The following is a 12827-nucleotide window of genomic DNA, read 5'->3' on the forward strand; positions in this document are numbered from 1 at the left end:
TCAGGCACTACAGCAGTGCTGACCAGCGCTGTTGTGAATGATACTTCCGGGGGGGGCTATTCCTGAAATGACTTAAAAATTCAGGTCATACAGGGGCGAAAAAAGGTAAAATTTCTATTGAATATTTCCTCACCAAACTCACTTATTACAATACAATAATAAGGTACCCTTAGGGGTGTTTTACATGGTTTTGTACAACTATAAACGAGCGTTTGTATGTCAACCCCATTATGGACAGTTCCGGCCCACAGTCACCGTTCTGGTCACCGGCGCGCTGGTGCCGCAGCTGTTGGTGTAGGTGGCCGTCAAGGTATAGGTGCCCGCCTGCTTCACGTTCAGCCCGATGGCCTCATGCGTGGCTCCCTCGCGGTAAACGGTGCTGAAGACATAATCCTTAGGACCCGTCATGGTAAATGAACTGGCTACGCCCCGACCCGTCAGCCGGACCGGACAGGCCGCCTCATCTGCGGTGAAGCTCAGGATCTGCGCCGGCGGGGGCTGGATGCCGCCCACCACGACCTGACCACTGGCGGTAGTGGAGCAGACACCCGTTGTACAGGTCGCCGTCAGCAGGCTGGTGCTGCTGCCCGCCGTCAGGGTGATCATGGCCGTTGTGGCACCGGTCGACCACAGGATTTGCCCGCCGCAACCGCTGGCAGTGAGGTTAATGGTCTGACCGGGGCAGACGGTGGCCGAGGCGATGGTAAACGGCGGCAGGCTGAAATTCTCCGTGATCGGCAGGTTGTTGCTCACCACGGTACAACCGTTGGCGCCCGTCGCGGTTACCGAGTAGGTACCGGCAGTGCTGACGCTGATCGTGGTAGTGGTCTGGCCGGTCGACCACCGCAGGGCGGTTACCGAAGCCGTGGCTGTCAGCGTCAGCTGCGGTTGTGTACAGGTCAGCTGGTTGCTGATTGCCGATACACTGACCGTCGGGCTGGTATTGTCCCGTGCGATGGTCTGGCTGTTGCTGACGGCCGTGCAGCCGTTGCCATCGGTGACCGTCACAGAGTAAGTACCCGTCTGACTGACGGGCAGGGTCTGGCCCGTGCTACCCGCGCTGCTCCAGGCAAACGCCGTAGCAGACGTCTGAGCCGTTAGCGTCAGGCTTGGGTTAGTACAGGAAAGGGTTGTTGACGGCGCAGCCGTTACTGTTACTGACGGCAGAGCATTGACCGACAAACTGAAAGCGGTGGAGGTCACCGACGGACAATCGCCCGAAATAATGACCGAATAGCTACCAATGTCCGTGAGTTGCGTATTGGTCAGCGTCAGGCTGGCGGTTGTGGCCCAGGCGATACCGGTCAGGGCAGTGCCCGACCGGTACCACTGGTAGGCGGGCGCATTGCCCGTTAGGCTGACACTCATTACAACCGTAGTTCCCGCACACACAATTGAACCGGCAACTGGTTGCTGTACAATCTGCAGCGGTACTCCGTTCTGCTGCTGATACTCAACCGCCCCCATGTCGATCCGCCCGTTTGAAATCCGGACATTGCCAGTCAGATCAGTGGCCGGTAACGCTGTGGCCGAGTAAGGTCCGCTGGCAGCCGTAGCACTGGCGGGATTGCCGGCATTGATGGCCGGTGAGCACGCTGCCAACGCCACCGACGTTGCCGACACAAAGGGCGAGGTAGCGGTGGTCAGGTTGCCCGGCCCCGTAATGTCGACGCCGCTTGTGTTATCGAAGAGGGAGTAGCGGGCGGTGAGCGAGCTGTTACTGATATTATAAAAGGTGTTTTCCCTGCCATTGTTCCACACCACAGTGTTGGTAAGGGTCGGGTTGCTGTTATTATTGAACATCGCCCCGCCTTGGTTGAAAGAGCCCCCCGTAGCCAGATTGCCCTGAAACGAGCAGTTGGTCAGGGTCGGACTGCTATTCCCATTGTACATGGCCCCGCCGACGTTGAAAGTGTCACTGCCCCCCGTAGTCTGATTGCCCTGAAACGAGCAGTTGGTCAGCCCAGGGTTGCTGCTATCATTGTACATGGCCCCGCCGTAGTTGCCAAAGCTACCCGTAGCCTGATTATTCTGAAACAAGCAGTTGGTCAGCACAGGGTTGCTACTGCCGAGATTGGCCATGGCCCCGCCGTAGTTGACAAAGCCCCCCGTAGCCTGATTGCCCTGAAACAAGCAATTGGTCAGGGTCGGGCTACTGTTATCGTTGTACATGGCCCCGCCGTAGTTGACAGAGCCCCCCGTAGCCTGATTGCCCTGAAAGGAGCAGTTGGTCAGGGTCGGGCTGCTGCCATTGTTGTACATACCTCCCCCAAGATCGACACTGCCCCCTCCTGTAATCACAAAGCCATCCAGCACGGCCGATCTCGTCAGGCTCAAACTGGCGGGGTTGTTGATTACCCGGCTGCCATTGCCTGCCAGCGTGGTATTGGATGGATGACCGGGGCGGCCTTCCGTCGTTACCGGGTTGACGGACGGGCGCTGGCTGAGAACCGTTTCGCCCCCCGCAAAGCCCCCATAGATGGCCACGCCCGGTAGCATCGAGAAACTACTCCCGCTGGCAGGTCTGTAGGTACCCTGAGCCACCCAGACCTGATCGCCGGGCTGGCTGGCGTCAATGGCGCCTTGTAAATCGGTGGTGCTCGTCGCCCAGCTGGTAGCGGAGGCGGCCGGCGTGATGCCCGTTGTGGAAACGTAGCGGGTGGTCTGGCTAAAAGCCCAGTGCGTGAGCAGCAGACAACAAAACAGGCCGATGGCCCGGATTCGTATTAATGTATTCATGCGGCGTATTAGTATTCAGTAGAAATCATTGATTGAATCTGACAAAAGAAAACTCGGTTAGTAAGCGCATACCCGGCTGATGCGCTGGTGTTCGAAGGTATAAAGTGGTCGGCAGGCACTCAGCCAGCAGGTGCTCAGCAGGGTCAGCAACACACGGAAAAGCATGGCAGAAAAGGGGTTGTTTGTGGCTGCAAGTTCCCCTTCATACTCCACTTAGTTGTTAGTCATTCGTCCAAAAATGTTTGGCTCCGTGTCAGAATGAAAAAAAAACTTCGTGTATTGTTGCATTTGTCGGCGAATGCACGATACATGTATACTTACAGGCGAATTTCTGCTGCTTTGAAAACGGGCTGTTTTGTCAGGCGGAAAAGCCTGGTGACAGGCGATGTGAGTCCGGTAAAAGATCACCGCAGGCAGGTTTTTTTTACCGGAAATCCGGGGTAAAAAAGGCATGCTCATCAAGCTGCTGATCACCGCAGCAGCCTGACAGGATTTATCCGATTGACTTTGCCGTTACACCGGTTGAGGCGTATAGCCCGCGGGATTGTGTACCTGCGCCCGGACTACCAGACACGAGCGGGTGATGGCCGGATACCTGTTTCCGCAGGTAGGTGCTACCACGGCCATGATCACACTCACGGCAGGTAGCAGTACCACTAAACCTGCATAGGTATTAACCATAGCATTTGTCACCGAACGTAGTCACGTACTAAGTAAATCATAAAGCCGGTGTGCCTGCAGTACGTCAGGCATACCGGCAAAGTATAGTTTTAATAAATCTTAATCCTGAATGTTACGCCGTAGAGCCTGAACAGAGTTATATTTGTCTGGCCTGTCATGTATGATGGATGGCCCGTAAATTACATGTACTCTCAACGTTTACTGAAATACCTGCACCTGGAGTGCTGGATGGTATGTTTATCCGTAAGCATTTCCTTCGGACAGGCTAATCACTTTTCACCGGACAGGAACCCCGCTACCCTTGCCGCTTCTAAAACCGACTCTTTTCGCGCCTACCGTGCTATTAAGCTGGGAGACGGGTTTCTCAATTACAACAGTGATTCCGCCATTTATTATTACCGGCAGGCGGCGCGGTTGGCAGACGCGTCTAAAATCCGGATTTTAAGGCGATTGGCCTATCTGAAACTGGGTAATGAATACCTTTTTTATACAGATTATGAAACGACGATTAACCTGCTCGACAAAGCCGAAGCCCTTGGCCGGCCGTTCCCGGTCGACAGTACACAGTTAGAAATTCTGATCGTGAAAGCAAGGGCTTTCCGCAGTAGCGGACGGTATGATACAGGGCTTCGTCTTTGTCTGGATTTGTTGAATAACTATGAGCACCGGCAAAACCAATGGCCCCGGCAACTGGCCTTGCTGCATGCTGAGTTAGGCGTTATTCATCTGCATTTGCATCATTTTGCTGCTTCAGAACGCTATTTTCAGAAGCAGCTCGCATTGAGTAAAAAAAGCGGGGATAAGCGCCTGGTTCTTATCGCCTTTGGTAATCTGGGTACGCTTTACGGGGCGAGTAACCGGTTTCAGGAAGCGGAACGTTGCTTTAGGCGCTCCTATGAGATCGCTGGACAGTTTTCCAGGCCCATCTTACTGGGTTATGTCTATATTAATCTCGGTGAGCTGGCCATGCATCGTAAAGAATACAAGGCAGCCATTTCGTATTTACGACACAGTTTGCACTATGAGGATAGTTATAACATTGATAAAGGATATACGTATTCATTACTGGCTAGGTGCTACAAAGAAAGCCGGCAGCACACCGAAGCACTACTTCATATCAACCAGGCCATCCGGATTTTTCATTCGATAGCGTCTCTTCAGGATGAGCAGAAAGCAATGAGCCTGAAGGGCTTCTTATTAGCACAATCAGGCCGGTTTAAAGATGCGTACCAAATCAGTGATCAGGCTCAGGTGCTGAAAGACAGCCTGTTTGGTCTGGAAAAAGAAAAAGCCATTGCCGGTATCCAGGCCAATTTTGACCTGGAACGCAAACAGCAGCAGATCGCCGCATTAAAAAAGAACCTGACGATTCAGCAGCAAGCCCGTCAAACGGCACAGCTACAGCTCAGGCTTGTAAATCAACAGCGGGTATTCTTTTTATCCGCATTGCTGTGCATGTCGTGTGTGTTTATTTTTGCCTTTTTGGCCTATCGGAAACAGAAAAAAATCGGCCTGATTCTGGTTCAGCAGAAAGAGGAAATCAGTAAACAGACTATAGAACTAACTGAGCTGAATAAAACAAAAGACAAGCTGTTTTCGCTTATCAGCCACGATCTGCGCAGTCCGGTTACACGGTTGAAGAAACAATTAAACCTGCTCTCCGCAGGCAGTCTGCCCGATGAGGCGAAAGGACCAATCGGCAGGCTGGAGGCACAAACGGATCAGATGCTTAACCTGCTTACAAACTTATTAGACTGGTCATATATCCAGTTGAAAGGCTGGCGCGTAAATCCGGAATGTGTGGATCTGGCTGATATTGTTGATAACGTAATCAGCCAGAAACGCGACCCCATCAGCCAGAAGGGACTCAGGATTTTAAATCAGGTGCCTCCGTCTGCCTGGATTATGGCCGATAAAACCCAGCTTGAAGCGATTATCCGCAACCTGATCAGTAATGCCGTAAAATTTACACCATCCGGTGGTTATATCAGGTTATCCGTCAAACAAACCGGTGAACACCTTAAGCTGACGATTCAGGATACCGGGATCGGAATACCGGCAGAACATCTTGAGCGGATTTTCAGTAATCCGGAGGTGCGGCAGGGGACAGCCAGTGAACAGGGTACCGGACTTGGCCTGCGCGTTTGCCGGGAAATGCTGGGAGCCGATGCGGAGGCGCTGCAGATCATCAGCAAACCGGAAAAAGGCACGCAGGTAAGTATACGTCTTACCGTTGCGGTAAAAAGCGCTCAATCTGACCTAACATGCTGATTCCGTTGGTTGGTACAACTCAATTGTATGATGGTCTTCCCACCTGCGTAATACTGTAGCCATCTGCTGGAGATCATGGTATAGCCAGTTATCGATATTTTTTCCTCGTTTCAGCAGCATCAACCGCGTAATCCGGCATTCTTTGAGCAGCGGAACTCTGACCGAAACAGGCAGCATCATGAGCCTGAATGCCAGCGTGGAAAGTCCGGCCATGAATTCGGTTGATAATCCCAATAGGTCAGCCAGTTTGCTGATTTCGTTTGGTTTCCAGTGACCAGGATCCTTCCGTCGCCGGGAGAGGCTGTTCAGGGAGAGGTTAAGGGAGTCAGTCAGAACGTTGTATGACAGGTTGCTTTCCGATAATGCCTGTAACACAATACTTCGGCCAGTGAGATACAAATTAACTGCGTGAATAAATTCATTTATCGTTGAGTTCATGTCAGGGTTCCTGCGTTTCCAGTACTAAGTTTCATTCCGAACCAACTTTAACCATGTGGATTTCAATAACAAACCGCTGCGTATAGTACTTACCGGTATGTATAAGTTCCACTTTTTATCAAGTAGGGTCCGGAATTTGTTCATGACAAAACAACCACGAAAACTGATAGCATATTACCTGTATTTTCCGGAATACACCTGATTTATGGCAAAACCACAACTAAAGTTGGTGAAATGGACCATTCAGCGGGTAAAGCAGGATAACATTACCCCTCAGACTGAGCAAGTTTGATTTTATAGTGTACTGTATTTGTATAAATAGTAATCTTATGTGTATTGAAATTCGAAAATAGATTCATAAAGTATTCAACCTTAATCGCATGCATACATGCCGGCAAGGTATAGATGAAATTAATATGTACTTTTAAAGTTGATTACAGATGTTAATACAACTTATATGACAATCCGCCACTATTTAATTATTGACGATAATACAGCCGATGCCGAAATACTGGTCAGTCAGCTTGGTACGTTGAGCTTTCTACAGCTCGTTGCAGTTGCCCCGACACTGGAAGAGGCAATTGATGTATTGGAGTCAAAATCAGTGGATTTGATTTTTCTGGACGTACGGCTTGCCAGCCAGTCAGGGTTAACCCTGTTAAAGGCGGTCCTTGGTCTGCCACCCGTTATAATCATCAGTGCTTATCCTGAATATGCTGTAGCTAGTTATGAAATTGGCAAAGCAGCCGATTTTGTGTTAAAACCAGTTAGTGACGAGCGATTACAGATTGCGGTAACCCGTGCCCTAAAAAACACAGCTGAAGGCCGGTCATTGACGGAAACAGATTCTATTTTTTTCAAGGCAGGCCGTAAAATGATCCGGCTTCGGTATTCTGAAGTTGACTATATTCAGGCATATGATGCTTATTGTAAGGTGTTCAACGGTGAACAGATGATATTAATCAGCGAGCCGTTTTTTGTAGTCAACCGAGCCCTGCCGGGAAACCTGTTTGTACGGGTACATAAGTCTTACCTGATCAATGTCACTAAAATTACCGGCTATGACCGGCAGCACCTGTGGATTGGCAAATGTAAAATACCGATTGGCGGTTCGTATAAAGCCGGTTTGCAGAAACTGTTCACCGTACTCGGAAATTTAGACGATGATGAACCGGCTACTTAATAAATTTATTGTTGACAAATTCCTTATTAAACAAGGCAACAAACGCCGCCGGATCATCCATTCCAATCCGGATACGCTGGTGATTACCCTTAAGGGTTAATTCCAGAGCGTTTTCACCGCCAACGGAAAAAAGCATATAATTCCCGGAAGACTTAATTCCCCAGCCCTCATCCTGTCCGATACCCACAACCCGGACAGCATGAATGTCTGACAGCCGTATGGTTCTGGAAATAAGGCCAATGCCCAGTTTAAGGCATAAATTGCCCCTGTTAGCTGCGATTTCTAACCGATAGAATAGTGCCAGTGTCAGTACATGCAGACTTAGCAGCACACAAAGCGGTATGGATATGGCAAAGCCGATTGCCGGCCAAAAACACAGTATGCCGGCTATTAAAAGGAGACTTACTACAGCGTTTATCCGGATGAGTGTTACGGCGTACTGCCTGCTATACCAGACCATGATTATTGGTGATTTTAGGTTGTGCTATATGGACACATGAAAACGGGTACTAAAATAAGTCCGGCGTATTGGCTCCGGCAAGAGGCTTAATTACGCAGCTATGGTAAATTGGTGTAACCCCAGAACCGGCTGATGAAACAGCTGAAAAAACAGGTAAATCCGAAAGGCAGCTAATCCGTAGTATGTTAATAAACTTACGGTAAGAGCGTCAATACGAACGGATAAAGCCTCCTCCATGGTAACTAAACCAGCGATCGGGGCCTTGGGGAATTGATTAATTCACTCCGACTAACATCTGTTTAAGTTATTCTCCCGTATATTCCTGACAAGTTTTCTACTATAATCCCCGTTCTATGCGGTCGTTATTACTCATTGCATTTCTTTTCTTATCAGCCGCAACGGCATTTGCCCAGAAACTTACCGGTCAGGTCGTCGACCAGGTAACGCATCAGCCCATTGTGGGGGCTACCGTACAGGTAAAGCGTAAACAGGCGGGCACGCTCACCAACGCCACGGGCACGTTTACCGTCTCTGGCTTACAGCCGGCCGATGTGCTGACATTTTCTTACCTTGGTTACCAATCACAGGAAATTACGTAAACGGGACAAACCAGCCTGACGGTTGAATTGCTGGCAGGGTTGTCGTTGAATGAAGTTGTTGTCACGGCACTCGGTCTGGAACGCAACGCCCGGAGTCTGGGCTATACCGTCCAGAAAGTTTCCGGCCGGCAGGTCAGCGACGTGAAGGCGCCCAACTTTCTCGACAACTTATCAGGGAAGGTGGCAGGGGTGATGGTTACCGGCGGATCGACAGGTGTGGGTTCATCGTCCCGCATTACAATCCGTGGTGAGTCCTCGTTTACCAATAACAACCCCCTGTTTGTGGTCGACGGTATTCTGATTAACAACGCCACGGTGGTCAACCGGGTCAACGACGATGCCAACGGATTTCAGGAGATCGACTTCGGGAATGGCGCAATGGATATCAACCCCGACGACGTAGCAACGGTATCGGTCCTGAAAGGTCCGGGTGCGGCTGCGCTCTATGGTACCCGTGCCGCCAACGGTGTTATCCTGATCACGACCAAAGACGGTTTAGTACAGAAAGGTAAAGGCATCGGAGTGAGTTTTAACAGCACCTTCTATACCGAGCGCCCGTTTCAGCTGCCCCGGTTTCAGAACAGTTACGGACAGGGCAACAGCGGAGCCTTTAAGTACGTCGATGGCCTGGGCGGTGGTATTAACGATAATATCTCCTATAGCTATGGCCCGCGACTGGATGCCGGTCTGCTGATTCCTCAGTACGACAGTCCCGTAAACCTGCCCGACGGTCGGGTTGTACGCGGGGCCGATACGCGGGTATACAGCGGGTTGCCCATTACCCCAACCCCGTTTGTTTCGCATCCGGACAACCTTAAGAACTTTTATGAAACCGGTCATACCGCGATTAATAACCTGGCCGTCTCCGGCAGCTATGACAAGGGTAGCTACCGGCTGTCCTTCACTGACCTGAACAGCCAGTCAACGATTCCGGGCGTTGATCTGAAGCGTAAAACGCTGGCCGCCCGATTACTGTTTGAGCCTGTCAACCGACTGAAATTCAGCTCGTCTGTTAATTACATCAACACCGGTAGCGACAACCGGCCAGCTACCAAATACGGCTCTGAAAATATCAACTATGCGATGAGTGCCTGGTTAGGCCGGCAAACGGATGTCAACCCGATGAAACAGTACTGGCAGCCGGGACTGGAGGGAATACAGCATTTTTCGTATAACTATACCTACTTCGACAACCCGTACTTCACGCTTTACGAAAACCGTAACTCATTTACCCGTGACCGGCTTATCGGAAATGTGGCCGTGACGGGTGAGCTGGCAACCAATCTGACGCTGATGGTACGGAGCGGCATGGACTATTCAAGTGAGAACCGGCAGTTTCGGCGGGCTTTTAGCAGCAACCGTTTTAAAAATGGGGCCTATGCCGAAAACGCTGTTTTCTTCCGGGAAATCAATTCTGACTTTTTGCTGAATTATACCCGTAGCATTGGCGCACTCTCGTTTGATCTGTCGGCCGGAGGCAACCGGATGGATCAGCTGACGTCGTTTGATCAATACCAGGCCTTAACGCTGGCACAGCCGGGTGTGTTTAAACTTACCAACGCCGCCTCGCCGGTAGAGGCTTATCAGCAGAGCGCCCGCAAACGGATTAACAGCCTGTATGCGCTGGCCAAGCTGGGGTATAAGGATGTGCTTTTTCTGGATATAACGGGCCGTAACGACTGGTCAAGTGCGCTGGCAACACCGTCGTCAACCGCCAACACCTCGTTTTTCTACCCTTCGGTATCGGCCAGCTGGGTACTGTCAAATCAATTCCGGCTTCCTGCGGTGATGTCATTTGCTAAAGTACGGGCCAGTGTAGCCAGCGTTGGCAATGATACCAGCCCGTACCAGACTGTCGGCGTGTTTAACGCCCGTAATCCGGTTTTCTCGCAGCCCGCTTTCAGTGATCAGAGTACCATTGCCAACACCAACCTGAAACCGGAATCGATCCGGTCGGTGGACCTGGGTGCAGATATACGTTTCCTGAATGACCGGTTTGGTATTGACCTGACGTACTACGACGCCCGTACCCGCAACCAGATCCTGTCGTTGCCCATTGCGGTCCCTACCGGCTACAGCGAACGGGTCATCAATGGGGGAGAGGTCCGGTCACGGGGCATTGAAGTGGTGTTATCAGCCATCCCCTTCCGGACAAACGGTATCCGCTGGAACATAGACCTGAATTTCAGCCGCAACCGGACAACTGTGGTGTCACTCCCTGAAGAAGCCGGTACCTTAACATTAGGGTATAACCGTATTTACGATAACGTTAACCAGACAGTCTGGTATCAGGTACGTGCGGGAGACCGGATGGGCGATATGTGGGGAACGGGCTATGAGCGTAATGCTCAGGGCGATTTTATTGTCGGCAAAAACGGCCAATACATTGCTGACAACACCCTCAAGAAACTCGGCAACTATAACCCCGATTTCATGGTGGGCCTTTCCAATCAGCTCAGTGTCCGGAACTGGAACCTGGGCTTCCTGCTCGACTGGCGGCAAGGTGGCATCCTCGTATCACGCACGCTGGCCCTGGCCGGCGTTGCAGGACAGCTCATCGAAACGGCCAATCGTCCGGATGCGGGTATCGTAGCGAAAGGGGTAGTGAATACAGGTACGGCCGATAACCCGAACTACCAGCCCAATACGCTTGCCATTCCGGCTGAAACGTATTACCGGATGTACTATGACCGCAACAATGAAGAAAATAATACATACAATGCATCATACGTGAAGTTGCGGGAAATGAGCATCGGCTACACCCTGCCGGAAACCTCAGGCTTTGCCCGTAAGCTGGGCATGCAGCGGCTGACCATTGCCCTGATAGGGCGAAACCTGCTGGCGCTGTCCCACATTCCACACTTCGACCCCGAACAGACGTCGTTCCAGCAAAATCAGCTTCAGACGGGTGTTGAGGACATGACGTATCCAACGTCGCGTAGTATTGGGGTGAAACTGAGCGTAAATTTTTAAGTCCATTGTTCGGGACGCAAACCAACTGATTATGAAAAGAAAACTTCATATAGTTCTGCTGCTGCTTACGCTAACCGGTGTACTGCCTGGTTGTACGGAGAACTTTCAGGAAATTAATACCAATCCAAACGCACCGGTCGATGTACAGCCATCGCTGCTATTCCGTAAAGTCTTATTCGATTTTGGTGAGCAAATGTCCTACGAAGCTTTTGTGGCGGGCAACCTGCTGGGGCAATATTTCACCGCCATCGACTTCAATCTGTTCGACCGGCACAGCCTCAGCGAACCGCAGTATGGAGGCAACCCGTGGCCATTCATCTATACAAACCTGCGTGACAACGAAATCCTGCTGCAGAAGGCCCGCGCAAATCCTGCTTTCGGTATTTACGAAGGTCCTGCACTGATTATGAAGGCCTATATGGCAGCTACCCTTACCGACCTGTATGGAGATGTACCGTACAGCGAGGCGCTACAGGGCAAGTCAGGTGTTATAACGCCCGCCTACGATACCCAGGAATCCATCTACACCGCTGCCGGGGGTATTCTGGACAACCTCGATAAAGGCATTGCCTCCATCAGCAAGTATTCCGGTGCCTCTGCACTCGAGGGGGACATCCTTTATAATGGCAACCGTAGCAAGTGGGTGCTGTTTGCTAATTCGCTGAAAATTAAAGCACTAATGCGTATTTCGGGCAAGGTGAATGTGAAAGATGCCTTGCAGAAAGTACTGACGGAGGGCAACTTCATCAAAGCCGGTACCGACAATGCAGTGTTCCGGTTCTCCCTCACCCAACCCAATAATTTCCGCATGTCAACGGCCCGCATCGGGGATTATAACCTGTTTATCATGTCGCTGACCAGTCAGGAACTACTGGCCAGTCTGAACGATCCGCGGGTAGGGGTGTACTTCCGGCCGGCGGCTGCCAAACCGGGCACCTACAAAGGGTTGCTTAATGGGCCCGACGCCTCAAAGCTGTCGATTTCGGTGGCCGACTATTCCTTGACGGGAACGATTTTCCGGGAGGATTCGGATAAGTTATCTGCCAATTTTATGACGGCCCATGAAACCAGTTTCTGGCTGGCCGAAGCTGCTGAGCGGGGGCTTGTATCCGCATCGGGTAAAGAATGGTATGAACGGGGGATTACGCAGGCATTTGACTACTGGCGCACCTCGCTGCCAGCCGGTTACCTGACCAGTAGCAAAGTGGCTTACGGGCAGAATGGCCAGAATCCGGTCGAACAGATTCTGACGCAGAAGTGGCTGGGCAACATCAACAATGCGTATGAGGGCTGGACCGAGTACCGGCGCACCGGCTTTCCGAAGCTGAAACCGATTTCGGCCAGCCTTAACAACGGGCTGATTCCGGTCCGGATGCCCTATCCCGGAACCGAGAGCGCGCTAAATGCCGTTCAGTACAAAAAAGCCGCTGACAAAACGGGGAACAACAGCATTAACACGCCCGTCTGGTGGGCTACCCGTTAA

9 protein-coding genes are annotated in these 12827 nt (G+C 51.3%); 5 read left to right on the forward strand and 4 right to left on the reverse strand.

The genetic code is table 11. The annotated features are described in order from the left end of the window. Positions 1-228: 228 nt before the first annotated feature. Both AC23NW_RS27990 and AC23NW_RS27995 read right to left on the reverse strand, forming a co-directional pair. A complete protein-coding gene (locus tag AC23NW_RS27990) occupies positions 229-2739 on the reverse strand; it encodes a right-handed parallel beta-helix repeat-containing protein (RefSeq protein ID WP_487453710.1) in 2511 nt (836 codons plus the stop codon). Positions 2740-3252: 513 nt separating this feature from the next. Then, positions 3253-3420 carry a hypothetical protein gene (locus AC23NW_RS27995; protein ID WP_487453711.1) on the reverse strand — a complete coding sequence of 56 codons (168 nt, stop codon included), beginning with the start codon at positions 3418-3420 and terminating at the stop codon, positions 3253-3255. Positions 3421-3603: 183 nt separating this feature from the next. On the opposite strand from AC23NW_RS27995, the gene AC23NW_RS28000 reads away from it, so the two are divergent. Then, positions 3604-5691, forward strand: coding sequence for a tetratricopeptide repeat-containing sensor histidine kinase (locus AC23NW_RS28000; RefSeq protein ID WP_487453713.1), 2088 nt, complete (start codon positions 3604-3606; stop codon positions 5689-5691). Here the strand turns inward: AC23NW_RS28000 and AC23NW_RS28005 are convergent. Then, a complete protein-coding gene (locus AC23NW_RS28005; protein ID WP_487453714.1) occupies positions 5680-6129 on the reverse strand; it encodes a hypothetical protein in 450 nt (149 codons plus the stop codon). The two genes, AC23NW_RS28000 and AC23NW_RS28005, sit on opposite strands and share 12 nt — an antisense overlap. Before the next feature lie 457 nt (positions 6130-6586). On the opposite strand from AC23NW_RS28005, the gene AC23NW_RS28010 reads away from it, so the two are divergent. Continuing rightward, positions 6587-7312, forward strand: a complete 726-nt coding sequence (locus AC23NW_RS28010; RefSeq protein ID WP_487453715.1) for a LytR/AlgR family response regulator transcription factor — start codon at positions 6587-6589, stop codon at positions 7310-7312. Here AC23NW_RS28010 and AC23NW_RS28015 read toward each other — a convergent pair. Continuing rightward, entirely contained in the window at positions 7305-7643 is a 339-nt protein-coding gene (locus AC23NW_RS28015; protein WP_487453716.1) for a hypothetical protein, read from the reverse strand. The genes AC23NW_RS28010 and AC23NW_RS28015 overlap by 8 nt on opposite strands. A gap of 482 nt (positions 7644-8125) precedes the next feature. On the opposite strand from AC23NW_RS28015, the gene AC23NW_RS28020 reads away from it, so the two are divergent. From AC23NW_RS28020 to AC23NW_RS28030, 3 genes are read left to right on the forward strand one after another with little or no spacing between them, the layout of a single operon-like run. Next, complete coding sequence (locus AC23NW_RS28020; protein ID WP_487453717.1) at positions 8126-8371, forward strand: carboxypeptidase-like regulatory domain-containing protein; 246 nt, start codon at positions 8126-8128, stop codon at positions 8369-8371. A 45-nt stretch (positions 8372-8416) separates the two neighbouring features. Beyond that, positions 8417-11344, forward strand: coding sequence for a SusC/RagA family TonB-linked outer membrane protein (locus AC23NW_RS28025; RefSeq protein ID WP_487453719.1), 2928 nt, complete (start codon positions 8417-8419; stop codon positions 11342-11344). A 31-nt stretch (positions 11345-11375) separates the two neighbouring features. Then, complete coding sequence (locus AC23NW_RS28030) at positions 11376-12827, forward strand: SusD/RagB family nutrient-binding outer membrane lipoprotein (RefSeq protein WP_487453721.1); 1452 nt, start codon at positions 11376-11378, stop codon at positions 12825-12827.

It is taken from the genome of Arsenicibacter sp. R0_47 (genome assembly GCF_057652235.1).